Origin of the sequence: Amycolatopsis sp. NPDC052450 (assembly GCF_044547565.1) — a bacterium.
In the GTDB taxonomy this organism is placed as follows: Bacteria; Actinomycetota; Actinomycetes; order Mycobacteriales; family Pseudonocardiaceae; genus Amycolatopsis.
In genome coordinates, this window is the sequence record NZ_JBIUAQ010000017.1 from 128,883 (window position 1) to 153,593 (window position 24,711).

The 24,711-nt window shown below is 69.7% G+C and carries 22 protein-coding genes; 8 read left to right on the forward strand and 14 right to left on the reverse strand.

The features are described 5' to 3' along the window. Positions 1-426: 426 nt before the first annotated feature. From ACIHAO_RS26315 to ACIHAO_RS26350, 8 genes are all read right to left on the reverse strand, one after another. Positions 427-2,355 carry a peptidoglycan D,D-transpeptidase FtsI family protein gene (locus ACIHAO_RS26315; protein ID WP_396562075.1) on the reverse strand — a complete coding sequence of 643 codons (1,929 nt, stop codon included), beginning with the start codon at positions 2,353-2,355 and terminating at the stop codon, positions 427-429. Further along, the gene (locus tag ACIHAO_RS26320) at positions 2,355-3,065 is read right to left on the reverse strand and encodes a hypothetical protein (RefSeq protein WP_396562077.1); all 711 of its coding nucleotides are present in this window, start codon (positions 3,063-3,065) and stop codon (positions 2,355-2,357) included. The genes ACIHAO_RS26315 and ACIHAO_RS26320 overlap by 1 nt, the downstream gene beginning before the upstream one ends. Further along, on the reverse strand, positions 3,062-4,021 hold the full coding sequence (gene rsmH / locus ACIHAO_RS26325; RefSeq protein ID WP_396562079.1) for a 16S rRNA (cytosine(1402)-N(4))-methyltransferase RsmH: 960 nt from the start codon (positions 4,019-4,021) through the stop codon (positions 3,062-3,064). The genes ACIHAO_RS26320 and rsmH overlap by 4 nt, the downstream gene beginning before the upstream one ends. Before the next feature lie 204 nt (positions 4,022-4,225). Next, positions 4,226-4,657, reverse strand: coding sequence for a division/cell wall cluster transcriptional repressor MraZ (mraZ, locus tag ACIHAO_RS26330; protein ID WP_005156436.1), 432 nt, complete (start codon positions 4,655-4,657; stop codon positions 4,226-4,228). Positions 4,658-5,161: 504 nt separating this feature from the next. Then, on the reverse strand, positions 5,162-5,914 hold the full coding sequence (locus ACIHAO_RS26335) for an ESX secretion-associated protein EspG (protein ID WP_396562082.1): 753 nt from the start codon (positions 5,912-5,914) through the stop codon (positions 5,162-5,164). Next, positions 5,911-6,489: a PE-PGRS family protein gene (locus ACIHAO_RS26340; protein ID WP_396562084.1), complete on the reverse strand. Its 579-nt coding sequence runs from the start codon at positions 6,487-6,489 to the stop codon at positions 5,911-5,913. The genes ACIHAO_RS26335 and ACIHAO_RS26340 overlap by 4 nt, the downstream gene beginning before the upstream one ends. A gap of 11 nt (positions 6,490-6,500) precedes the next feature. Beyond that, entirely contained in the window at positions 6,501-7,043 is a 543-nt protein-coding gene (locus ACIHAO_RS26345; protein WP_396562086.1) for a DUF3558 domain-containing protein, read from the reverse strand. 4 nt (positions 7,044-7,047) lie between these two features. Further along, entirely contained in the window at positions 7,048-7,401 is a 354-nt protein-coding gene (locus tag ACIHAO_RS26350) for a hypothetical protein (RefSeq protein WP_125785312.1), read from the reverse strand. Between the two features lie 285 nt (positions 7,402-7,686). Here ACIHAO_RS26350 and ACIHAO_RS26355 point away from each other — a divergent pair, with 285 nt between their 5' ends. From ACIHAO_RS26355 to ACIHAO_RS26365, 3 genes are read left to right on the forward strand one after another with little or no spacing between them, the layout of a single operon-like run. Beyond that, positions 7,687-8,766: a MoxR family ATPase gene (locus tag ACIHAO_RS26355; protein ID WP_199748935.1), complete on the forward strand. Its 1,080-nt coding sequence runs from the start codon at positions 7,687-7,689 to the stop codon at positions 8,764-8,766. Between the two features lie 19 nt (positions 8,767-8,785). After that, positions 8,786-10,060 (forward strand): DUF58 domain-containing protein, encoded by a 1,275-nt coding sequence (locus ACIHAO_RS26360; protein ID WP_396562089.1) that lies wholly within the window; start codon positions 8,786-8,788, stop codon positions 10,058-10,060. After that, entirely contained in the window at positions 10,057-12,567 is a 2,511-nt protein-coding gene (locus tag ACIHAO_RS26365) for a transglutaminaseTgpA domain-containing protein (RefSeq protein ID WP_396562091.1), read from the forward strand. Before ACIHAO_RS26360 ends, ACIHAO_RS26365 begins: the two co-directional genes overlap by 4 nt. 250 nt (positions 12,568-12,817) lie before the next feature. Here ACIHAO_RS26365 and ACIHAO_RS26370 read toward each other — a convergent pair whose 3' ends face one another. From ACIHAO_RS26370 to ACIHAO_RS26380, 3 genes are all read right to left on the reverse strand, one after another. Then, on the reverse strand, positions 12,818-13,234 hold the full coding sequence (locus ACIHAO_RS26370) for a DUF3040 domain-containing protein (protein WP_125785309.1): 417 nt from the start codon (positions 13,232-13,234) through the stop codon (positions 12,818-12,820). 197 nt (positions 13,235-13,431) lie between these two features. Then, positions 13,432-14,649: a DNA polymerase IV gene (dinB, locus tag ACIHAO_RS26375; protein WP_396562137.1), complete on the reverse strand. Its 1,218-nt coding sequence runs from the start codon at positions 14,647-14,649 to the stop codon at positions 13,432-13,434. Positions 14,650-14,952: 303 nt separating this feature from the next. Beyond that, a complete protein-coding gene (locus ACIHAO_RS26380; protein ID WP_396562093.1) occupies positions 14,953-15,684 on the reverse strand; it encodes a methyltransferase domain-containing protein in 732 nt (243 codons plus the stop codon). Between the two features lie 109 nt (positions 15,685-15,793). Here ACIHAO_RS26380 and ACIHAO_RS26385 point away from each other — a divergent pair, with 109 nt between their 5' ends. From ACIHAO_RS26385 to ACIHAO_RS26405, 5 genes are all read left to right on the forward strand, one after another. After that, a complete protein-coding gene (locus ACIHAO_RS26385) occupies positions 15,794-16,660 on the forward strand; it encodes a ParA family protein (protein WP_396562095.1) in 867 nt (288 codons plus the stop codon). A 6-nt stretch (positions 16,661-16,666) separates the two neighbouring features. Beyond that, positions 16,667-17,470 carry a DNA-formamidopyrimidine glycosylase family protein gene (locus ACIHAO_RS26390; protein ID WP_396562097.1) on the forward strand — a complete coding sequence of 268 codons (804 nt, stop codon included), beginning with the start codon at positions 16,667-16,669 and terminating at the stop codon, positions 17,468-17,470. 126 nt (positions 17,471-17,596) lie between these two features. After that, entirely contained in the window at positions 17,597-18,646 is a 1,050-nt protein-coding gene (gene add, locus ACIHAO_RS26395) for an adenosine deaminase (RefSeq protein WP_396562099.1), read from the forward strand. A gap of 379 nt (positions 18,647-19,025) precedes the next feature. Continuing rightward, positions 19,026-19,586, forward strand: coding sequence for a GNAT family N-acetyltransferase (locus ACIHAO_RS26400; protein ID WP_396562101.1), 561 nt, complete (start codon positions 19,026-19,028; stop codon positions 19,584-19,586). Between the two features lie 23 nt (positions 19,587-19,609). Next, on the forward strand, positions 19,610-20,659 hold the full coding sequence (locus tag ACIHAO_RS26405) for a quinone-dependent dihydroorotate dehydrogenase (protein WP_396562103.1): 1,050 nt from the start codon (positions 19,610-19,612) through the stop codon (positions 20,657-20,659). Here ACIHAO_RS26405 and ACIHAO_RS26410 read toward each other — a convergent pair. The 3 genes from ACIHAO_RS26410 to ACIHAO_RS26420 form a co-directional block, all read right to left on the reverse strand. Beyond that, positions 20,619-22,253, reverse strand: a complete 1,635-nt coding sequence (locus ACIHAO_RS26410) for an amidase family protein (RefSeq protein ID WP_396562105.1) — start codon at positions 22,251-22,253, stop codon at positions 20,619-20,621. The genes ACIHAO_RS26405 and ACIHAO_RS26410 overlap by 41 nt on opposite strands. A 394-nt stretch (positions 22,254-22,647) precedes the next feature. Continuing rightward, a complete protein-coding gene (locus ACIHAO_RS26415; protein ID WP_396562107.1) occupies positions 22,648-23,634 on the reverse strand; it encodes a hypothetical protein in 987 nt (328 codons plus the stop codon). A 75-nt stretch (positions 23,635-23,709) separates the two neighbouring features. After that, positions 23,710-24,552 (reverse strand): PspA/IM30 family protein, encoded by an 843-nt coding sequence (locus tag ACIHAO_RS26420; protein ID WP_396562109.1) that lies wholly within the window; start codon positions 24,550-24,552, stop codon positions 23,710-23,712. Between the last annotated feature and the right edge of the window lie 159 nt (positions 24,553-24,711).

Consider the following 24,711-nt stretch of genomic DNA (forward strand, 5'->3'; position numbering starts at 1 on the left):
GAGAAACGCGCCCTTCACACCTTCCCGAGTACATGAAGGACCCCTTCACTGCGTCTAGCGCAAGGAAGGGGTCCTTCACGTACTTCAGGGCGTCCAGGGTGCCGGAGCGGGGTGGGCCGGGGTGGCCGTGAGTGGCGATTCGGGTTCTGGCGAGCTTCCTCTTAGGTCCCTACCCGTCGGGCGGCACGTGTGCTTAGACGGACGACACCGGTGACTGGATGGACGACACGCGTGTCCATCCGGACGACTCGCGGCGGGACGTCGCGCGGAACCGACTCGAACCCGAATCGCCACACGACATCTTCAAGACAGGACCAGCGGGGAGGATTCGGTGTCATCGACTCCTAGACCGGCCTGACCTCACGACTTCGTATTCGCGCTGGTCGTCAGCGGCGTTTCGGGTCAGAACCTGAAACGCGTGTCACGTCAGGAGAGCACCAGCGGGACCTGAGGCGACGGGCCGTCCGAAAGCGGGATCTGGAACCGCTGCGCCAGGTACGCGGCCACGGAGTGGAACAGCGGCGCGGCCGAGAGTCCTTGCTGCAGGGTGGCGTCGGGGGCGTCGAGCCGGATGCCGACCACGAACCGCGGGTTGTCGGCGGGCAGGATCCCGGCGAAGGTGATGTTGTACAAGTGGTTGCTGTACGTCTTCGTCTGCGGGTCGACCTGCTGGCCGGTGCCCGTCTTGCCCGAGATCTGATAACCCTCCAGCGCCGCCTTCGGCCCGGTGCCGCTCTGCTGCCCGCGGCCCTTCTGCGTGACGGCGCGCATCATCTCGCGCACGGTCTTCGCGGCCTGGGGGCTGATGACCTGGACGGTCTTCGGCGCCGGTTCGGGAACGAGTGTCCCGTCCGGGTTGACCTTCGCCTTGACCACGCGGGGTTCCACGCGGAGCCCGTCGTTCGCGATGGCCTGGTACATCCCGGCCATCTGCACGACCGTCATCGAAAGTCCCTGTCCGATCGGCAGGTTTCCGAAGGTCGTCGCCGACCACTGGTTGCGCGGCGGGACGACGCCAGGGCTCTCGCCGGGGAGGCCGAGCCCCGTACGCTGGCCTAGGCCGAACTTCTTGAGCAGGTCCGCGTACCGGTCCTCGCCGAGCTTCTGAGCCAGCAACAGGGTTCCGACGTTCGACGACTTCGCGAAGATGCCGGTGGTGGTGAACTGCTGCGTGCCGTGATGCCAGGCGTCCTTGACGACCTTGTCCGCGACCTGCAGTGAACCCGGCACCGCCTGCGCCGACTCCGGCGTGGTGATGCCCGCGTCGATCGCACCCGCGGCGGTGACGATCTTGTTCACCGAACCGGGTTCGAACGGCGTGGTCACCGCGCGGTTGTTCAGGTTCTCCGTCTCACTGCGCGAAGCCGGATCGTTGAGGTTGACGGTCTTGTCGTTGGCCAGCGCGTAGACCTCGCCGGTCTTGGAGTCCAGGATGACCGCCTGGCCGCCCTTGGCCTTCGACTTGGCGACGTACTCGCTCAGCTGCCGCTGCAGTTCGTACTGGAGGTCGGTGTCGATCGTGAGCTGCAGGTCCGAACCGGGGACGGCGTTCTGGATGTCCCGTTCGGTGCCGGGGATGACAAGGTTGTCGTTGCCGTTCCGGGTGTTGACGATCTTGCGGCCCGGCGTTCCGGCGAGGTCGTTGTCGCGCGAGGCCTCGAGACCGTAGCCACCGTGCAGGTTGTGCTTGGAGACGTCCTGGTCGTCGGTGCGCCAGTTCGCGTAGCCGACGATGTTCGCGCCCACCGAGTCACCGGGGTACTCCCGCTTCGAGCGCTTCTCGACGCTGATCCACGGGTATTCCTTGACGATCGCCTCGGCGACCGACGGTTCGATGTCGTGGACCAGGTACGTGAACCCGTCGGGCTTGTGGAACTTGTCCAGCAGTTCTTTCTCGGTGATCACCCCGGGCAGCTTGGCCGCGATGAGCTTCGCCGCGCCCGCCACCTCGGTCTCGAAGTTCTTGCCCTTGGTCGGGTTCTTCGCGGCGAAGTCGTTCATCGTCTTGTGGAGCCAGTTCAGGCTCACCGCGAGCGTCCGCACCTCGACGCTGAAGGCGATCTTCGTCCCGTTGCGGTCCAGGATGGACCCGCGCTGCGCGGGACTTTCGATCACCGACGTCCGCTGCCGTTCCGCCGCCTCGGACAGCGCGCCCGCCTCGAACCACTGCACCTGCACCAGTTTGAGGCCGGCGAGCACCATCACGACGATCAACAGGATCCGGACGCCGGTGAACCGGCTCGGGTTCCCGCCGTTGCCCCGCCGTGCGGTGGCACGGCGCGTCCCGGCGGCGTAGGTCCGCCGCGCGCTGCCCGCCGACCGTGCCCTGGCCTGCGCCGGACGGCCGGGCGGCATCACTGACCTCCCTGCGCCGGGGCCGCCGCGTTCTCCTGCGGTACCGCGGGCTGGTCGCCCTCGTACGGAGTGCCCTGCTGGGTGCCCTCGGCGGGCGGAGGCGACGTCGAGTCGGATGTGGTGGCGGGCGCGTCGGCTTCGGCCTTCTTCGGCTCACCGACCACAGTGGACTGTCCATCCGTGCCGACCACGATATGCGCGGGGTCGCCGCCGGGCACCATGCCCAGTTCCCTGGCCTTGGGTGCCAGCGATGCGGGCGACTCGGCCTTCGCGACCTCGCGCTGCAACCGTTCTTTCGCCTCGGCGAGCCCGGCGTTGGTCGTGCGGAGTTGTTCGAGCCGGTACGAGTCGGCGATGGCCTGCGTGGTCAGCCACAGCGTGCACGCCACGCCGACGGCCAGCATGCCCATCATCATCAGCACGAACGACGCGCGCGAACGCGGCCAGCGCAGCTTGAGCTTCTTCGGCTCTTCCTTGCCCGCGCCGCTTTCGGCGTCGGGACGGTTGCGTTGCTGGTCCCGCTGCAGCAGATCTGCGCGCTGGGCGCGGCGGGCGTAGGCGCGTTCGGCGGCCGACGTGCGGCCGCGGGAAGCGCGAGTGGAGGTCGTGGTCTCGGTGGCGTCCGTCGTCTCGTCGACCGTGCTGGTCGCGCGGGCACGCCGTCCGGGCGCCGGTGTCCGGCGGCCGCGGGACTTCGCGGGAGCGGTCATCGTGCTCGGTCTCCGATCCGTTCGGCGGCTCGCAGCCGCACGGAGGCGGCCCGTGTGTTCTGTTCGGTCTCCGCCTCGCCGGCCTTCTCGGCCCCTCTGGTGAGCAGTTTCAGTTCCGGGCCGTGGCCCGGCAGTTCCACCGGAAGCCCTTCCGGCGTCCGGGATTTCGCCAGTTCCGCGAAGGCCTGCTTGACCAGCCTGTCCTCGAGGGACTGATAGGACTCCACGACGATCCGGCCGCCGACGGCGAGGCAGGACAGTGCTCGCGGCATCGCCCGCCGCAGCACCTCCAGTTCACCGTTGACCTCGATCCGCAACGCCTGGAACGTGCGCTTCGCCGGATGCCCGCCGGTGCGCCTGCTCGCCGCGGGGACCGCGTCGTACAGCAGTTCCACCAGCCGCCCGCTGCTCGTGAAGGGTTCCTTCTCTCGTTCCGTCACAACGGCTTTGACGATCCGCTTGGCGAAGCGTTCCTCGCCGTAGTCGCGCAGGATCCGGATCAGCTCGCCGGGGGCGTAGGTGTTGAGCACGTCGGCCGCGGTGATCCCGGTGGTCGGGTCCATCCGCATGTCGAGCGGGGAATCCTTGGAGTAGGCGAAACCACGCTCGGCGCGGTCCAGCTGCATCGAGGAGACGCCGAGGTCGAACAGGATTCCGTCCACTCTGGACAGTCCGAGCCCGTGCAGCGCGGACGGCATCTCGTCGTAGACGGCGTGCACCAGGTCGACACGATCACCGTGCGGCGCAAGCCGTTTCGCGGAGAGTTCCAGCGCGTTGGGGTCACGGTCCAGCGCGACGAGGCGCAGTCCGGGGAACGCGGTGAGCAGCGCGTCTGAGTGACCGCCGAGTCCGACGGTCGCGTCGACCAGCACGGCCTCGCGGTCGGAGAAGACCGGCGCGAACAGCTCCACGATACGGTCGAGAAGCACCGGAACGTGCTCGTGTTCGTCTGCCATGTCTTCCCCCCTTTCCTGTAGTGCCGGGGAAGATGCCGGATGCCGTCAGGTCCCTGTCCGCCCGCCTGCTGACCTGGTACCGGGGAAGGTGTACCAGGGCCACTGAGCGGACAGAGGCCTCACGGCATCCGTGTGGACGGTTCCCGGCGTGCCCGAAGCATGAACCCGCGCCCCCCGACGGCGTGGGTGCTTCCTCGGTCACGTCTAGAAGACGCCCGGCAGAACTTCCTCTCGAGCCTTCGCGTAGCTGTCCTCGTGTTCGTCCAGGTAGCCCTGCCACGCTTGGGCGTCCCAGATCTCCAGCCTGGTGATCGCCCCGATCACCACGCACTCCTTGTTCAGCCCGGCATAGCGTCGGAGCTCGGACGCGATCGCGATACGTCCTTGCCCGTCCGGGCGTTGTTCGTCCGTCCCGGCGAAGAGATAACGCTGGTAGGCCCGGACCGCCTCGTTCGTGAACGGGGCGTCGGCGACCTTCCTCGCCATCTGCTCGAACTCGGCCCGGGGAAAGACGAAGAGACAGTGATCCTGTCCCTTGGTGACCATCAGCCCACCGGCGAGCGCGTCGCGGAACTTCGCGGGCAGCGTGAGCCGCCCTTTGTCGTCCAGTTTCGGGGTGTGGGTGCCGAGGAACACCGGCTCCACCTCCCTACCGATCCCGGCTGCGAACAACCAAGCTCGGCCACGGGGCTCCCTTCTGCCCCACTGCGCACCACCGTACCCCACTTTTCACCACAGTCAACGCGTCAAAAGCCGCGACCACTCCGTCGTGTCAGACGTTTTCGCTGGTCAGCCAGGTGGGGCCAGGTGGGGGCTTGGTGGGGGACGGTGGCCAAGATCCCCCTGGGCGGGTATCGAAGCAACCTCATTCATGCCTGATGCGTCCGGATATCGGCAGCCGGAACCCTGCTGTGGGGCGAAATGGGGGCGAAAGTGGGGAATCCGGTGGAGGGCGGTGGGGACACTGTGGAGGGTGATCACGTCGGTTCATCCGATGACATGTCGACAAAGGACCCTCGGCGACGACCTGTCCACCCGGGTCCGCGGTGCGCCCGATGTGGCATTGGGGACGTTCAGTGACTCCGATGCCACATTGGGCGCACCGAAACCTCGCGAGCCCCGTGGCGACCGGGCTCCAGGTCAGCGGCCCGGGTCCAGCAGCGAAGCGAGCCGCGTGGCCAGCCGCGGACCGTCCACAGGGGACACAGTGACCCAAGCCTGCCCGCCCCGGCCTTCGGTCCGCGCCGCGCAGTACGCGCCGACGTCGGTGTCGAACCAGGTCAGCCCGCCGGCCCGGTGCGCGCGGCCGTCGCGGTCCCGGGTCCGCACGGTGAACTGGCCCGCGCTGTAGACCGGCCTGGCCTGGATCGCGAGCACCTCGCGCAGCTGACCGTCCGAGGCCGACGAGCGTCCGCCTTCGCCGAACACCGGATCCTCCAGGTCACCGCTGAAGCGCGCGGCGGGCAGGCTGATCCCGTAACCGGGCCCGGGCCGCAGTTCGGGCAGGACGTCGACGATCGCGGCGAACACCTCGCCGTCGCCGATCCCGGAAAGCGCGATGGTCTGTTCCGGCTGGGTGGCCAGTACGCCGTGCCGTCCGCGCGCGGCCGCGACCGCGCGGAACGGGGCTTCGGCGGTCATGTCGGCCAGAGCCTCGCATTCGACGTAGACCTCGGCGCGGGCGAGCAGGTCCAGCCTCGCTTCCAGGGCGGCGTCGAGCCGGCCCCCGTCATAAAGGCCTCGTTCGGTGAGGTTTTCGTAGACCGCGTCGCGGATCTCGGCGCGCTCCGCGTCCGTGGCGCCGACGCTGCGGACGGACAGCGGCCACGGCGGGGCCGCGTGTCCCAGGTCGGACCAGAGGACGTCGAACGCCGACGCGGAAACGCGGATCAAGACCGCCCCAGCTCGGGCGGCTTCCCGAAGGAGACCTGCGGGGTCAGCGAACGCAGTGAGGCATCGCGGGTGTTCATGACGTCGACGGCCTTGCGCCGGGCCTCTTCGGCTTCCGCGTGCTTGGCCTCCATCTCGTCGGCGAGCGCGGCGAGGAGCGCGAGGTTCCCGCGGGCGGCGGCGCCGCGGATCATCGCGCCCGGGTCGTAGTCCACCGGCGGCGGCATGTCGGCGCGGGCCCGCGCGGCCGCCTCGGCCTGTCCGGCGACGGCCTTCCCGAGCGCGGACGAGAGGTCCGCGGACCAGGCCAGCCAGCCGGACGCCTTGGCCAGCACGCCGCGGAGCGCGTCGCCCGCTTCCCCGCGCCAGTTCTCTTCGCTGCTGCCGACCAGTCCGGCGAGCTCCGACGTCGCTTCGTTCATGCGCCCGGCGAGCGCGTCCCAGGCGGCGCCGATGCCGCCCGCCGCCTCGGGATCGTTGCCCGCTTCGACTTCGGCGGCCAGCGCCTCGTGGCTGTAGGCCTCGTACCGCGTGGCCGCGACCGGGACCTCACGTCCCGGCGTCTCTCCTTCAGACACGACACCTTCTCCTAAGGCAGTTTGGGTTCGGCCAATCCCGCCACCTTCACCGCGCGCTCGCAGGCGAGCGGGGTGTCGGTGAAGTTCGTGTTGCTCACGTCGATCTGGACGCTCGCCTTCTCCCCCATGCCGAGCAGGACCGCGCAGGTCCCGTCGGAGGCCTTCTTGTCGGCGACCTTGAGCGCGTCCCGGCCGCCGACCTTGGTCTTCGTGGCGGTCTTGCGCGCGACTTCGAGGTCCGTCAGGCCGTTGCGTTCGTCCACGGTGATGGTGACGCCGAAGGTCGCGGGCACCGTCCAGTCGCAGGCGCGGGCACCGTTGATCTCCTTCGCGACACCGAGCACGTTGATCCCGGCCGTCGACCGGTCCTGCGGGCCGAGCAGCGCGCACGGGTCCACCCCGCGATCCGGCGAGGGCGCCGAAGACGAAGGAGTCGGGGCCGGGCCATCGGCGACCGGAATCTTCGCCTGGCCTGCGGCCCCTTGCCCGCAGGCGGACACTGTCATGACGGCGAGCGCGCCGCAGAGGGCGAGAAGCGGAAGGCGGGAGCTCATGGGTTCAGCCGCCGACACAGTCCACGTCCGCCGCCGCTTGTTCATCCTGTCGGGTGTACCGGGCCAGCGCCTTCTCGATCCGGTTCTTGAGCGCCTCGAGTTCCTTGCCGAACGCCGTCAGCGCCTCGACCGCGGAGCCTTCGGCGCCGATCCCGTACTGCGCCATGAACTTGCCGACCTCGTCCGCGTATCCCCCGCCGAGGGGAACCGTGCGGCCGAGGACCTTCGCCTCACGGACCATCTGGCCGACCACGTCTTGCAGGGCGGAGATCTTCGCGTGGGCGTCGGCTGCCAGCTCCGGCGCGACCGCGAATCCGCTCAGATCGAACCTGGGCTTGGCGGTGCTCACCTCGCTCATATGCGATTACGCCTCTCCGTAGTCGAGCGACCTCGCACCGGAGCATACGACAAAACCCGGCGTCAGCGGGAGCACCCGAAAACGCGCTCACCTCACCCGATCGAGGTAAAGTCTCCGGTTGCACAGAGTCATCGACTGGGGTTGGCGGGGTTCCCCCCAAGAGTTCGCCCGAGTTTGACACACTTCGTGGGAGGCTGACCGCTGCCCGGGGCATCGCCCGGGCGTTGAAAAGCTGGCCTTCAGCAGACCCAGCGGACATCCAGCCACGCGGCATCAGGAGGTCGAGTGACGTCGAGAATCCAGTCTGCGACGCCCGGCGAACAGCAGGGTGAGCAGGCAACCGGGCAAGCGCCGTACCCCACGGCCGCCGGCTCGGTCAGCGGCCGGCAGAACGGCCGTGCGAGCAGAGCTTCGCTCGACGAACTGCACGAGACCGCGCGGCGGATCGCCGCCAACGTGGAGCGGGTACTGGTCGGCAAACCCGACGTCATCCGCATCGCGCTCGTGACCCTGCTCGCCGAAGGCCACCTCCTCGTCGAGGACGTCCCCGGGGTCGGCAAGACCTCGCTGGCGAAGGCGCTGGCCCGCTCGATCGACTGCACCGTCAGCCGGATCCAGTTCACCCCCGACCTGTTGCCCAGCGACGTCACCGGGGTGTCCATCTATAACCGGCAGAGCGGCGGGTTCGAGTTCCGGCCCGGTCCGGTGTTCGCGAACATCGTGGTCGGCGACGAGATCAACCGCGCCTCGCCGAAGACGCAGTCGGCGCTGCTCGAATGCATGGAAGAGCACCAGGTCACCGTCGACACCTCGACGTACCACCTCGAAGAGCCGTTCATGGTGATCGCCACCCAGAACCCCATCGAGATGGAGGGCACCTACGCGCTGCCCGAGGCCCAGCGGGACCGGTTCACCGCGCGGGTGTCCATCGGCTACCCCGACCAGCAGGCCGAGCTGGCCATGGTCGACGAGCACGCCGGGCACAACCCGCTCGCCGACCTCGAGCCCGTGTCCGACCGTGAGTCGGTGCAGCGGCTGATCGAGACGGTGCGGGCGGTGCACATGTCGCCGGAGATCCGCAAGTACGCCGTCGAACTGGTGTCGGCCACCCGTCAGGTGCCGGAGATCCGCCTCGGCGCCTCGCCGCGGGCGACCCTGCAGCTGGTCCGCGCCTCCCGCGCGCAGGCCGCGCTGTCCGGCCGCGAGTTCGTCGTCCCGGACGATCTGCACACGGTCGCGGTCCCGGTGCTGGCGCATCGCATGGTGCTCACCACGGAGGCGCACGCGGCTCGCCGTTCCGCCACCGACGTGGTCCGCGCGATCCTGCACCGCGTTCCCGTCCCGCAGGGCTCGAACCACCGCTGAGAGAAAACGAGACACAGCCATGCTGCGTGCGCTGTCCGGCCTGACCACACGCGGCCGCTGCCTCCTCGCCGCCGGAGTCGCCGCGGCGGCTTGTTCGTTCGTGCTCAACGAACGGGATCTGCTGCGGGTCGCGATGTTCGTGATCGCCCTGCCGCTGCTGGTCGCCTTCTTCATCTCGGCGACCCGGCTGCGGCTGGGCGCGGCCCGCTCGCTGCGCCCGGAGCGGGTCTCGGTCGGCTCGCCGGGCGAGGTCCAGCTCGAACTCTGGCGCGACGGCAGGCTCCCGGCAGGCGAGGTGCTGCTGGAAGACGGTGTGCCGTACGCGCTGGGGTCGCGGCCGCGGTTCGTCGTCGAACGGCTCCCCCACGACCGGCGGGTCGCGCTGCGGTATCCGCTTCAGCCGGTGCTGCGCGGGATCCAGCAGGTCGGCCCGCTGCGGGCGACGATCACCGACCCGTTCGGGCTGTGCGAGTTCGAACGTGAGCTGATCGGGCATTCCCGGCTGGTCGTCGTGCCGAAGGTGGTCGGCCTGTGGGGGCTGCCCAGCGGCGCCGGGATCGGCGCCGGCGACGACGGCAGCATCCGCCTGCACGCCGGACAGGGCGAGGCGGACGTGATCGTCCGGCAGTACCGCCAGGGCGACGACCTGCGGAAGGTCCACTGGCGCTCCACCGCCCGCCGCGACGAGATCATGGTCCGCGTCGAGGAACGGCCCTGGCGTGGCGGCACGACGGTGCTGCTGGACCACCGCGCGGCCGCGCACCACGGCACCGGTCCCGCCGCGAGCCTCGAATGGGCCGTCTCGTTCGCCGCTTCGGTCGGCCTGCACCTGCGCCGCTCCGGTCACCGCGTCCGGTTGATCACCGAACACGGCCAGACCCTGGCCGACACGCCCGGCGAGGGTGGCGAGCACTACGACAACGTCGTGCTCGACGTCCTCGCCGCGCTCCAGCCCGCGCACCAGCGCGACATCACCCTCGGCCACGACCCGGCCGAAGGACAGGAACTCATCGCCGTGCTCGGCACCGTCAGCAACGAATCCGTGCACGAGCTGTCCCGGTACCGCCCGCGCGGGATCCGGAGCCTCGCCGTGCTGCTCGACACCCCAGGCTGGTCCTCCGGCGTCAACCGCCCGGAGAACCGCGCCGCCGCCACCGAGGAGTCGGTGGCGCTGCTGCGCGCCGCGGGCTGGGGCGTCGTCGTCGCCGGACCCGGATCGCCGATGCAGCAGGTGTGGGCCGAGCTGTGCCAGACGGCCACCCGCCGGGGCACGCTGATCGGAGGCGGCCTGTGACCGCGACCGCGCCACCTCGCCCGCACACCCCGCGCCCGCGTCCCGAAGCGCCGGCGCCGGTCTGGACGAGCAGTGTGCTCGCCCCGGTCGCCGCCGGGCTCGCCACGCTGTTCGCCTCGACCTCGCTCACCGGCGTCGTCTCCGGCTGGGCGTGGTTCGGCTACCTGCTGGTCGCCGTCGTGCTGATCGCCTCCACCGGGCTCGCCCTGCGCTCACTGCGCGCGCCGACCATCGTCGTCGGCCTGGCGCAGCTGCTGGTACTGCTGTTCCTGATCACCGGGGCGTTCACCACCAGCGGGATCCTGAAGGTCATCCCCGGGCCGGACGCGCTCGAAGAACTGCGCGGCGTGCTCGCCGCGGCGGCCGAACAGATCCGTGTCGGACTGCCCCCGGTCGAGGGCACGCCGCCGATCCTCTGCCTGGTCACCATCGCGATCGGCCTGGTCGCCGTCCTGGTCGACACGCTGGCCGTGGCCGCCGCCGCGCCCGCCGCGACCGGCTTGGTACTGCTGTGCGTGTACGCCGTCCCGGCGGCGCTGGCCGAAGACATGCTGCCGTGGTGGACGTTCCTGCTGGGCGCGGCCGCGTTCGCCGCGCTGCTCGCCGTCGACGGCAACCACCGGCACCGCCGCTGGCGCAACCGCGAGGCACCGGGACTGGGCAATTCGGCGAGCACCTTGTCCGCACCCGTCGGCGTGGTGGCCGCGGCGATCGCGATGGGCCTGGTGATCGGCACGGCCGTCACCGGGATCGGCACGGTCGGCAAACTCCCGGGCGCCGAGGGAACCGGCCGCGGCGGCGCGGGCGGTTTCGGTGTCGAACCGTTCACGCAGCTGCGCGGCCTGCTCGACCAGGGCGAGAACGTGGAACTGTTCAAGGTCTACGGGATGGGCGCGGACAAACGGCTGCTGCGTGCCTTCACCCTCGACACGTACACGCCGAACAAGGGCTGGGGGCTGGCGCAGAACGGCCGCGCCCAGCAGGGGGTGCAGGCCAACAAGGGCCTCCCGCCCGCTCCCGGCGACGACGGCGCCGGCCCCGCGCGGGACATCCGCATCGAGCCGACGAACTGGGTCGACAACTGGCTGCCGATCTACGGCGCGCCGCGGTCGATCAACGGGCTGGCCGACAACTGGCTGTACGACCCGGTCGGCGGTGCCGTCTTCACCACGACCAAGCAGAACGCGCCCGCCTACACCGAGACGGCGTCGATCAAGGAACCGTCGAAGGACCAGCTCCGGCTCGACGACGCCCGCCTCGCCGAGGTACCGCAGCAGTTCGTCCAGGTCGACCGCGTCGATCCCCGGGTCGCCGCGAAGGCCAAGCAGCTGACGGAGAACGAGTCCAACAACTTCGACAAGGCGCAGGCGATCTGGTCGTTCTTCACCGCGCAGAACGGTTTCGTCTACGACACCAAGACCGCCGACGCCACCGACTCCGACGCGCTCGCCGACTTCATCCTCAACGGCAAACGCGGATTCTGCGAGCAGTACGCGTCCGCGATGGCCGTGATGCTGCGGTCGGTCGGCATCCCGTCGCGGGTCGCCATCGGCTTCACCTCCGGGACCCCGAAGGGCGACTACCTCTCGATCAGCTCCGAGGACGCGCACGCGTGGGTCGAGGTCTACTTCCAGACGAAGGGCTGGGTCAGCTTCGACCCGACCCCGCTGCTCGACGGCCGCGCGGTCGTCCCGCCGTATCTGCAGACCGACACCAGCAGCTCCGCGACCAACGACACCCAGGAAGTGCCGAGCGCGCCCGCGCCGAGCGCCCCCGCCACCGGCACGCCCCGCGACCCGGGCGCGGACCTCGGCGCGGACGGCGACGGTGATCAGGAAAAGGAAGAGCCGCTGTGGCCCGCGATCCTCGCCGGGATCCTCGGTGGCTTGGCGGCCGCGCTGACGGTGGTCGCGATCGTGCGGTCCCGGTTGAGACACCGGGCGCTGATGCGGCCTGGGGCCTCCTCGGCCGCGGACCGCGAGGACAACGGGTTCCTCGACAACCAGAACGTGACGAACTGGCTGCCGCTGATCGCGATCGGACTATGGGTGGCGGCGTTCGCCTTCCTGGCTGCCTGGGTGTCGTGGTGGTTCGCGCTGGCGCTGGTGGTCGTCCTCGGCGTGCTCGGAACGCCCACGACGATCCGGGAGATCAAGCGGCGGCTTCGGCTGCAGAAGATCGCGTCCCACTCCCCCGCCGCGGCCGACGCGGCGTGGCGGGAACTGATGGACGAATGCGCGGACCGCGGCCTGCCGCTGTCCGACGGCGACACGGTGCGGGTCGCCGGCCGGAAGGTCGTCGAAAAGCACCGTCTGGACGAGGAAGGCCGCACCGGCCTGCGGACCGTCATCGGCGTCGTGGAGAAGTCCTGGTACTCGGACCTGCCGTCGGACGATCAGGAGCTGGGCCCGGCCTTCGACGAGGTGCGCAAAAGCCTGAAACGGAACGCGCCCATGTCGTGGAAGGGCCGCCTGTTCCCGCGGTCACTGCGGCGAGGGAAGAAGTAGCAGCCACTCGAGTACATGAAGGCCCCTTCCTCGCGCGAGCCGCGAGGAAGGGGCCTTTTACCACCGCCGCCGAGGTGGGGCGGCGTCGCGAAAGCCACTTTCGCGACGCCTGAGGTCCCGAAAGTGGCTTTCGCGACACGTGCCAGGCAGACGGGGCGAGCCGCCCGCCCCCAGCAGTACACCGAGGCGCAGGACAACGCGAACATGCCGACGAGGCGGTGCCTCGTCGGCATGTTCGCGTGTGTGAGAGCTACTGCTCCTCGAAGCGCTGCCGGAAGCGCTCTTCCATGCGCTGGGTGAACGAGCTCCGGCGCGGGGACGACTTGCCGCCGCCACCTCCGCCGGCTCCCGGGCCACCGCTGTCCTTACCGCCTTCCGTTTCGGCTCCTTGCCGAATCGATGTGACGGCCATCATGACTCCGAAGAACATCACGAGGAACCCGAGCACGCTGATCACTGGAATTTCGGCGACCCGGATGTTGACCACCACGCCGAGCACCAACAGTGCGACGCCCACTACGAACAGGGCGATGCCCTGCAAACGCCGTCGGCGGGCGGGGCGGCGCAACCGGGTGCCTCGCACCGTGGATGCGAACTTGGGGTCCTCGGCATAGAGCTCGCGCTCGATTTGATCGAGCAGCCGCTGCTCATGCTCGGAGAGTGGCATCTTTCCTCCTCCGGCACAGCTGTCGCGGGCGCCGGGCCGCGCAACGTCATGGACCCAACAGACAACCCCAGGCGGGGTGTCTCTGTCCAGGATACGAGCCCCGCGCTCGTCCGACTACCCGATCCCGTATCCAGAAGGGATCAAATTGGCCGAAACCACCCGACGCGGCTCTCTCGAAGACGGCCGAGCGGCCGATGTCACTGGTCACGGGGGGTCAGCAGTGACGCGGGCCGCACCGCGCCGTCACCGAACTTGGACCTCGCGATGTCGGCGGCGAGTTCCGCATCCCGCCAACGGGGCTCCGGTGCGTCGAAAAGCAGCTGCTCTCCATCACTCTCCGTGTCCAATCCCTCGACTCTTACGCCGATCAGGCGGACTGCGCCCGTCGGCGCGTGCTCGGCGAGGAGCTCGACGGCGGTGCGGTGGATGTCGCGGGCCACGTCCACTCCTACGGCGGTTGTCCTGGCGCGGGTGATGGTCTTGAAATCCGCGAACCGGACCTTGATCGACACCGTCCGCCCGCGCAGCCCGCGGCGGCGCAGGGTGGCGGCCACGCGTTCGGACAGCCGGAGCAGTTCCAGCCCGAGCGCCGAGCGGTCGTGGAGGTCGACGTCGAAGGTCACTTCGGCGCCGATCGACTTGTCCGGCGTCTCGGGGACGACCTCGCGCTCGTCGTGGCCGCGCGCGAGCGCGTACAGGTGCTCCCCCAGCGCCCGCCCGAGCGACCGCCTCAGCCTGGGCAGCGGGGCGGCGGCGACGTCGGCGATGGTGTCGAGGCCCAGCTGCCGCAGGTGCTCCTCGGTGCGCTTGCCGACGCCCCACAGCGCCGACACCGGCAGCGGATGCAGGAACGCGAGCGTCTCGGCCGCGGGAACGACGACCATGCCGTCCGGTTTCGCCATCCCGGACGCCAGTTTGGCGACGAACTTGACCTTCGCGACGCCGACCGAGCAGCTGATCCCGAAATCCGCGGCGACCCGCTCCCGGATCCAGGCACCGAGCCGGGCGGGTGAGGAGTCCAGCCGTTTCAGCGCCCCGCTGACGTCCAGGAAGGCCTCGTCCAGGCTCAGCGGCTCCACCAGCGGCGTCAGCTCGCGGAAGATCCCCATGACCCCCTTCGACACCTCGCCGTACAGCCCCGGTGTCGGAGTGATGCAGATCAGCCGCGGGCAGAGCCGTTTGGCGGTCGAGAACGGCATGGCCGACCGCACACCGAACTCGCGCGCCGCGTAACTCGCGGCCGCGACGACCGACCTCGGGCCGCCACCGGAGACGACCACGGGCTTCCCCGCCAGCTCCGGTCGTGTGCGCAGCTCACAGGACACGAAGAAGGCGTCCATGTCGACGTGCAGCAGACCGCAGCCGGTGTCGTCGGGCCAGGTGGTGGCCCCGGTCGTCACCCGGTAGCGGGCCATCCCGCCGGGCAGTTCGGTGTTCATTGTTCATTTGTCGCGCGCTGCCGGAAACATTTTGCCAGGGCGCACGTGGTCGATGTCAGTTGCGGTGGTCATGGAGGCGCCCTGCCAAAACGTTTCCGGGGGCCTTCGGCCCGAAAGAGGGCGCGCGACGGTGAAGTCGCCGTCGGGCGCGGGGCGCCCTCCGGCGACCCCGTAGGCACGTTAGCCGGAAGTACCGACAGTTTCGGCCCCGCAAGTGTCATGAAAGGGTCGTTCAGGACGAAAAGTGTCCTGAACGACCCTTTCATGACATCCAGAGGGTCAGGGGCGGTGGGCCAGGAAGTGCAGCCTGCTGGAGATGTCCCGCAGCGGCGGAACCGACGCCGCCGCCAGCTCGAACTCCGCCAGCTCCTCTTCCCGTACCCCGCCGGGCACGAAGTCCGCCACGACGCCGTCGCCCTGGAGCGAAGTCACCTCGAGCCCCACATCGATCAGCTGCGCGCGGAGGGCCTCGGCGTCGAAGCGCCGCAGCACGGTCTCCCGGCCGCCGCCGAGCACGCCGCTCTCCGCCGCGAGCAGTTCCCGTGCCTCGCCGAGCCGTCCGGCCAGCGCGCGCTGCAGGATCGCGGCGTGGCGGTTCGCCACCAGCACCGAGATCGCGCCGCCGGGTTTGACCGCGGCGGCCAGCGCGGCGAGCACCAGCGCCGGGTCGTCGACGACTTCGAGCAGCCCGTGCGCGAGGACGAGGTCGGCCGAGCCGTCCGCGACGTGGGCTCCGAGCGCGTCGGAGTCGTCGGCGATCACCGTGATGCTGCCGGAGACGCCCTCTTCCTCGGCGCGGCGGCGCAGGGTCGCCAGTGCGTTGGGGTTCGGCTCGACAACGGTCACCAGGCAGCCCGCCGAGGCGAGCGGCACCGCCCAGCCGCCGCTGCCGCCGCCGACGTCGACGACGTGCGGCTGGTGCGCGCCTCGCGCCCGTGCGGCCCGGAGTTCTGCTTCGAGAACCCGGCGAACCGCCCCCGATCCCCGCGTGGCCACGGTGTCCGTCTTCATAAACGCACAGGGTAATGCCCGCCTTCCGGGCGCCGCCGGGTGTAGTCCGATGCGGTGTTCGACACCTTGCCAAGGAGTCACCCCGCCGACTGCCCGTAGGCTGTATCGAGTGCACACGGTCGCTGTTCTCAGCCTGAAGGGTGGCGTCGGTAAAACGACGGTCGCCCTCGGTGTCGCGTCCGCCGCGCTGCGTAGGGGCGCCCGGACTCTCGTGGCCGACCTCGACCCGCAAGGCAACGCCACCACCTCGCTGGACCCGCCCCTCACCGATCGCACGCTGGCCGACGTCCTGGAGACGCCGGTGCGCTCGGTGCTCGAACGGGCGATCGCGCCCAGCGTGTGGAGCGACCGGATCGACGTCCTCGTCGGCGCCGAAGAGCTCGAAATGCTCAACGAACCCGACGCCGACATCCGCCGCCTGGAGAATCTCTCCCGCGCGCTCGACGAACTGCACACGAACCCGCTGCGCGAGGAACCCTACGAACTGGTGATCCTCGACTGCCCGCCGTCGCTGGGCAGGCTGACCCGCTCCGCGCTGGTGGCCGCGGACAGCGCCCTGATCGTCACCGAGCCGACGATGTACGCCGTCTCCGGCGCCCGGCGGGCGCTCGAGGCGATCGAGAAGATCCGCGAGGAGCAGAACCCGGGACTGCGGCCGATCGGTGTCGTGGTCAACAAGCTCCGCGTGCGTTCCTACGAGCACCAGTTCCGCGTCGCCGAACTGCGGGAGAACTTCGGCCCGCTGGTGATGCCGACGGCCATCCCGGACAGGCTCGCGGTGCAGCAGGCCCAGGGCGCGTGCAGCCCGATCCACGAATGGCACTCCCCCGGCGCGCAGGAGATCGCGCTCACCTTCAACATGGTGCTGGCGAAGGTGCTGCGTTCGAGCCGGGCCGGACGGCATCGCGTCCGCGGCGACGAGGATCCGGAGACCACCGAAAAGCCCGCCAAGCTGAGCGACACCGGCACGGGCTGACGGCCGATGCCCGAAGGCGACACCGTCTTCCTCGCAGGCAAGGTCCTCGACAAGGCACTGGCCGGGAAGATCTTGCTGCGAGGCGAGTTCAGGGTCCCTCAGCTGGCCACGACGGATCTCGCCGGACGTGACGTGCTCGGCGTCGGCACGGTCGGCAAACATCTGCTGACGCGGTTCTCCGGCGGGATCACGTTGCACAGCCACCTGCGGATGGACGGCAAGTGGGACGTCTACCGGGTGGGCGCGCGCTGGCGCAACCCGGCGCATCAGGCGAGGGTCATCCTCGCCACCGAGGATCTGCAGGCGATCGGATTCCGCGTGCACGACCTCGAACTCGTGCCCACGGACGAAGAACACCGCTTGGTCGGCCACCTCGGCCCGGATCTGCTCGATCCACAGTGGACGGACGAACTCGCGGAGCGAGCGGCGGCCGCGCTGGCGGCGGACCCGGACCGTGAACTGGGCGACGCCTTGCTGGATCAGCGGATCATGGCGGGGATCGGCAACATGTACAAGGTCGAGATGTGCTTCCTGCTCGGCGTCACACCATGGACACCGGTGTCCGAAGTGGACCCGGCGAAAGCCGTCGCGCTCGGGCGCAAGCTGCTGAAGACCAACGCGTGGCGCACCTCGCAGACCACCACCGGTGATCTGCGCCGCGGCCGTGAACACTGGGTCTACGAACGCACCAAACAAGGCTGCTTCCGCTGCGGCGGACCGCTCCGGGTCGCGTCCCAGGGTGCCGGACACCAGGCGAGGCCGACCTGGTTCTGCCCGAAATGCCAGTCCGGACCCGCTCCGAGCCGCTAAGCTGGCCTGGTGACGCTCTTCAAGCTCCCGCTCTACGGGGCCGACACCGAACGCGGCGACCTCGCTCCCTGAGCCGCCTCGCTTCCCCGCACGTCACCTTCACTTCTTTCCCCAGGGAGCTTTGTCATGCCCGGAATCCTCACGGGCGAGGCGCTGCGCGCGTTCGTGCACGCCCTGCCGAAGGTCGAACTCCACGTCCATCTCGTCGGTTCGGCGAGCCTGCCCACGGTGCTGGAACTGGCCAGGCGCCGCCCGGCCGCGGGGGTGCCGACCGACCCGGCGGCACTCGCCGAGTTCTTCACCTTCCGCGATTTCCCGCATTTCCTCCGCAACTACCTGGCGGTGACGTCGCTGGTGCGCGACGCCCGCGACATCCACACCCTCGTCACCGGGCTGGCGGCCGATCTGGCCGCGCAGAACGCCCGCTACGCCGAGGTGACCGTGACGCCGTACAACCACGTCCTCGACGGGATGCCGACGGACGATCTCCTCACCGGCCTCGCCACCGGACGGGCGGCGGCGCGGGCGGACCACGGAGTGGAACTGGCCTGGTGCTTCGACATTCCCGGCGAGAAGGGGATCGTCGCCGGCCGCGAGACGGTCGTGTTCGCGCTCCGCGAACGCCCCGACGGCCTGGTGTCCTTCGGGCTCGGGGGACCCGAGGTCGGCGTCGGCCGCGCGCAGTTCGCCCCGTTCTTCACCACGGCCAGGGAGGCGGGGCTGCACAGCGTCCCGCACGCGGGCGAGACCACCGGGCCCGCCACCGTCTGGTCGGCGGTGCACGATCTGGGCGCCGAGCGGATCGGGCACGGCGTGGGCGCGCACACCGATCCGGCGCTGCTGGAATACCTTGCCGTGCGACGGATCCCGCTGGAGGTCTGCCCCACGTCGAATGTCCGGACGGGACAGTTCGCCTCGATCGCGGCGCATCCCGTGCGGCGGCTGCTCGACCACGGCGTGGTGGTCACGCTCAACACCGACGATCCGCCGATGTTCGGCGCCACCCTCGACGGCGAGTACGTCGCGGTCGCCGAAACGCTGGGCCTGAACGCGACCGAAATCGCCCGGTTCGCGAAGAACGCCGTGGAAGCGTCTTTTCTGCCTTCGGCGGACAAGGCCGTCCTCGTGACGGAGATCGAAGAAATGTTGTTGCAGGACCCCGAAGTCCTCGCATAGCGTGGCGGTACACGAGAGAGGAGGTGGTCCAAAGTTGTATTCCAACAGGACTCGTGAGGTGACTGTCCGCTAGCGGACTGCACGCGTAGGACTTTGAGCAGCGATACAACGCAAGTTGGAGCCACCTTCGGCTCGTCGTCTCTGCTTCGCGTGATGCCTGATAGCGAATACCAGGCAGTCACCGGGCCCCCGAGGTTCCCGAGCACCGGTCCGGCTCGGGCCCGGCCGCCGATTCCGGCGTCCGGGAGCCGCCTCGGGGGTACCCTCATATCCGGGATATGGCCCTTTTGCGAGCCCGGAGGGGACCACCCGTCGCCCTGGAGGACCGTCCGCCGCTGTTCCGCCCCCGGAACCGACGCAGACTGGATAGCCTGACGCCATGTTGAGGCCCGACTTCCCGATCATCACCCAGCGCTTGACACTCCGCGCCTTCACTCCGGCCGATCTCGACGAACTCAACTCCTTCCAGTCCCGCGCCGACGTCGCCCGCTACCTCTACTGGGGCCCGCGCAGCCGGGCCGAATCCGCCGCCGCGCTCGCCAAACGGGTGCACAGCAGCAGCCTGTCGAAGGAAGGCCAGTTCCTCGCGGTGGCCGCGGAACTGACCGAGACCGGGCAGTTGATCGGCGACCTGAACCTCGAATACCTCAGCAGTGAGAAGCGCCAGGGCGAGATCGGCTTCGTCTTCCACCCCGACCACCACGGCAAGGGGCTCGCCGCCGAAGCCGCCGTCGAAGTACTCCGGCTCGGCTTCGAAGATCTCGGACTCCATCGGATCATCGGCCGCTGCGACGGCCGCAACACCGCCTCGACCGCGCTGATGGAACGCCTCGGCATGAAGAAGGAGGCGCACCTGCGGCACAACGAACTGGTCAAGGGTGAATGGTGTGACGAACTCGTCTTCGCGATGCTCGAAGACGAGTGGAAGGCGAGCCGCTAGAGCTCACCAGGCATGATGGGGCCGTGTTCTTCGACAAGATCGTCCGCCCCGCTCTCTACCGGCTCTCCGGCAGCGACCCCGAAACCGTGCACGAACGCACCATCGGCACGCTCGCCAGGCTGAGCCGGGTCTCCCCCGCGCTCGGCGCGCTCGGCCGCGTCTACCGGACGGACGATCCGGTCACCTTCCTCGGTCTCCGCTTCCCGAACCGGGTCGGCCTCGCCGCCGGGATGGACAAGAACGGCCGCGCGCTGCACGCGTGGCCCGCGCTCGGTTTCGGTTTCGTCGAGGTCGGCACGGTCACCCGGCATCCGCAGCCGGGCAACGACAAACCGCGGCTGTTCACCCTCGCCGAGACCGACGCGGTGATCAACCGGATGGGCTTCAACAACGAAGGCGCGGAGGCGCTCGCCGCCCGCCTCGCCGCGGGCGGGAAGCCGCCGGTGCCGCTCGGCGTCAGCATCGGCAAATCCAAGGTGACCCCGCTCGACGAGGCCGTCGAGGACTACCGGTTCTCGCTGCGGGCGCTGTACCCGTACGCCGACTACTTCGCGATCAACGTCAGTTCCCCGAACACGCCGGGACTCCGGGCGTTGCAGGACAAATCCGCGCTGGCCGAACTGCTTTCCGAACTCCGGAAGACCTCGGCCGAGCTCGCCGTCGACGCGAAGCCGACGCCGGTGCTGGTGAAGGTCGCCCCCGACCTCACCGACGAAGCGCTCGCGGAACTGCTGGAAGTCTGCCTCGAACACGGGGTCGCCGGGCTGATCGCGACCAACACGACCTTGTCCCGCGAAGGAATCGCTCCGCCCGAGGCCGCCGTCGGTGAGCAGGCGGGCGGTCTGTCCGGCCGCCCGCTCACCGCGCGCTCGGTCGAGGTGGTGCGGTTCGTACACGACGAGACCGATGGCAAGCTGCCGATCATCGGCGTCGGCGGGATCTTCGACGCCGGCGCCGCCGCACGAATGCTCGACGCCGGCGCCGGTCTCGTCCAGCTCTACACCGGTTTCGCCCTGCACGGTCCCGGTCTGGTCAAGCGGGTCGCCCGAGGTCTCGCGGCCCGGCCGTACTGACGAACCTCAGGTAGGCACGCCAGCACTGGTACTTCGTCAGCTCCATCGCGTTGCCCGTGGCGGCCTGGTCGCACAGGACGGCCAGCGGCGTCTCCCCGTTCTCCAGCCGGATCCGGCCGAGGACGAACGGGGCGGGCAGCGTGGCCGCGAAGGCACCGAGAGCGGCGGGTGAGAGCCGCCAGCGTTCACCCGCAAGCATCGTGTGCTCGCCCGTGGCGTCCACCGGCACCACCCCCGGCTGCGGCGGATCGGACGGCAGCAGCACCATCCGGTAGCCCTCGCCGGTCTGGACCAGCCCGGTGAACCGCGCTCCCGCGGTGACCAGCCGCCCGTTCAACGGCTGCCCGCGCAGATGCGCGCCGAACACCACGAGATCCGCACCCGGTGTGGGATAAGGGAAGTCGGCCTGTTCGTCGGTGAGCACGGCGGCGAGGTCGATGGCGATCTGGTCGTCGAACGGCCGCACCACCACCGAAACCCCGTACGGCCCGAGATCCGACGGCGACGCCGGCACCGTGACCGCGGCGAGGTCGAGCAGGTTGACGAAAGCCGTGAAGCGCTCCAGGCGTTTCGTGACACCTTCCGGATCGGACAACGCCTCGGCGACCTCGGGATGGTCGGCGACGGTCGGGAGGACCAGGGCGTCGTACTCGGACAGCATCCGGAGCGCGATCATCCCGGCCTCGGCGACCCGCTGCCTGTCCGCGGTGAAGCCGTCGTCGTGGACCAGCTCGCCCACCGACAGCAGTGCCGAGACCTCCACCGGCTCCACCAGCGCCCCGGACGCCCGCAGCGCCGAAACCGCGCCGAGGAAGGCCGACCGGGATTGGAGCGAAAGACCGGTGAGGGTGTCGGAGCCGGGAATCGCCACGCGCGGCCGGTCCCCCGCGGACAGCCGGACGTCCGGCGGCCAGTCCCTGGCGAGCGGATCGATCCCGTCGGGTCCGGTCATCAGACCCAGCGCGCGCTGGCCCAGCGTGAGACTGCGCGAGAACAGGGAGATCCCGGCGCACGGCGCGGCACCCGTCTTGGGCACGAGACCCAAGGTCGGCTTCAGCCCGACGATCCCGTTGAGCGACGCGGGCACCCGGCCCGCACCCGCCGTATCCGTGCCGACCGCCAGATCGACCAGCCCGAGCGCGACGGCGACGGCCGCGCCGCTGCTCGCGCTCCCGGACACGCGGGCGGTGTTCAGTGCGGCGCTCACCCCGCCGTACGGGCTGTGGGTGTGCTCGAGATCGCTGCCGAACCGATCGCAGTTGGTCTTGCCGATCGCCACCGCCCCGGCCGCGGTCAGCCGGGACACCGAGGTGGCGCCGACACAGCAGACGTCCTCCCCCGCCGTCGGAAGACCGGCGACGTCGAGCACGTCGGCGACCGCTACCAGGGTTCCGGCGAGCGGCAGATCCACACCCGCGCGAACACGCTCGTCGACCGCTTTGGCGTCGACGAGAGCGTCTTCCACGGGGCGGAGGGTGATCCACACGTCGGGCCGGTCGACCTCGGCGATCCGGTCGTAGGCCGCTATGACGCGTTGGTAGGAACTGGGAGGCGGGGCGGGGGTCGGTTCTGGTTCCGGGGGGAGCGTCGTCACTGGGCGTCCTTTCCTCGGTGGGGACGAGAAAGACCACTGCGCGAGATCCACTGTGTCCGGTCCGCCACCCTGGGACGCCCGCTCACGCGGGCTGGGTTCAGGCCCGAGCTGGGAAGAGCACTGCGTGCATGTAGGAAACGTTAGGCATCGCGAGGTGCCGCCACCAGCGGTTTCGGGTTACGCGAGCATTTCGGTATCACACAGTGAGCGAGTCGTTACGCAATGGAGTATTAGCGACGACGAATGAGACGATGGTCCAGGAAAGCGCCTGCTCAGACGCTACCCGATTCCGTGACTCGCGTGCTTGAAGACGTATCTCGCGTGATTGGACGCGTAACTCACGAGATACGCGTCCACGCACGCGAGTTACGCCTCTGATCACGCGAGTCGCGCGTCAGGAGAGCTCGCGCAGCGCCATGGCCAGTCCGGCGAGCTTGTCGGTCGCGTCGGACAGCTGCTCCTTGGACGACGTCATGCCGTCCGAGCTGGCGGCGACGGTGTGCCCGGCGGCCGCGACGAGACCGCCGTAGCCGTCGAGGCCGTCGTCGAGCTGTTCGCGCAGTTGCTTGATGGCGGCGTCGAGGGCGCCCCGTTCGCGCTCGGGCGCGGCGTCCCGTCCGCGTTCGATGGCCTGGATGCGGCCGGCCAGCCCGCGCAGGGCCTGCGCGGCCTCCGCGGCGGTGGTCCGGGCGTCCGCGACGGCGATCTCCGACACCGGCATGGTGCCGAGCGACGTCGGCTGCGAAAGCTGGCGAAGCAGCTCCGTCAGCGAAGCCTCGCTCTCGGCGAGGCGCTCCATCGGCTCTCGCGCCACGGACCGAGCCGGAGGCAGCGGAGGCGGAGCGGCGGGCGCGGCGGGCAGTACGGTGCGCTTGAGTTCCCGCAACCGCAGCCCCGACCGGACGCCGAAGGTGCCGAAGACGATGGTGAACGCGCCGCCCGCGATGGCCTGGAGGATGTCGGCCTCGCCCGCCTTCAGCAGGCCGGTGCCCGCGACGACGGCGAACAGTCCACAAAGGATGGTGAGGAGGATCCAGAACGTCATCGCGCGGGAGGTCCGGCGCTTGCGTCGCTCCAGTTTGGCGGCCGGTTCGTTCCAGCGGGCCCATTTGGCCTTCGCGTCGGCCACGACCGGGATCTGACCCGCGGCCATCGACGTCAGCTGCTGCGAGATCTTCGGCATGGCGGGCATCGGCGGCATCTGCGGGCGCGGCTTGGGCGGCGCCGGCTGAGCGGGCCGCGAAGAAGACCCCTGTTCGGAGGGCGGGATGTAGCGCTGCAGCTTCTCCTGCGCGCGCTGGGCGTAGTCGGGCAGCTTTTCGATGTGCTTCTCAAGCTTGGCGGTGAACTCCCCGAAGTCCTTGCGCCTGCCCTGGCCCATTGCCCTCGCCCCTGTCGTCAGTGTGAGACCGGTCCCGCACCCCCGCGGGGTGCGGGACCGGCTCTAGGTGGTGTGTCAGGCGGGGTTCTTGCCCTGTTCGGCCTGAACCCGAGCCTGGATCTCACGCTGGATGTCCGCGGCGCCCGACGCCTTCGGCGCGGCGGCGGTCTTGCCGTCCGTCACCTGAGCGACGGAGTCGCCCTTCATGGACGCACGGATCTGCTCCAGGCGGGAGTGCCCCGCGAGCTGCGTGGTGGAGGCCTGGACCTCCATCATCCGGCCCTGGACGGAGTTCTGTGCGAGTTCGGCCGAGCCGAGCGCGGTGGTGTAGCGCTTCTCGATCTTGTCGCGAACGTCTTCCAGTGACGGGGTGTTGCCCGGCGCCGCCAGCTCGCTCATCTGGTTCAGCGAAGCGGAGACCTGCTCCTGCATCTTCGCCTGCTCCAGCTGCGAGAGCAGCTTGGTGCGCTCGGCCAGCTTCTGCTGCAACATGGTCGCGTTGCGCTCGACGGCCTTCTTCGCCTGCGCCGCAGCCTGGAGCGACTGGTCGTGCAGGGTCTTCAGGTCCTCGATGCTCTGCTCGGCGGTGACGAGCTGCGCGGCGAAACTCTCCGCGGCGTTCTCGAACTCGGTCGCCTTCTGCTCGTCGCCCTTGGCGCGCGCCTCGTCGGCGAGCACCAGTGCCTGGCGGGTCGAGGCCTGGAGCTTCTCGACGTCGCCGAGCTGGCGGTTCAGCTTCATCTCCAGCTGGCGCTGGTTACCGATCACCGAGGCGGCCTGCTGGGTCAGCGACTGGTGATTGCGCTGCGCCTCCTCGATGGCCTGCTGGATCTGTACCTTCGGGTCGGCGTGCTCGTCGATCTTCGACGAGAACGCCGCCATCATGTACTTCCAGAACTTCACGAACGGGTTGGCCATCTCCTCCGCCTGCCTTCTCGCATCCCACGGGCTGTTACCTCGAGGTGGGGCGTCCCCTCTGTGATGTTGCAACGTCCCGACCCCGGCGTTGAGTTCCATCGTGTCAGGTCGGCGTCCCGCGTTCCAGGCGGCCCCGACGGAATTCAGGGATCTCCCTGA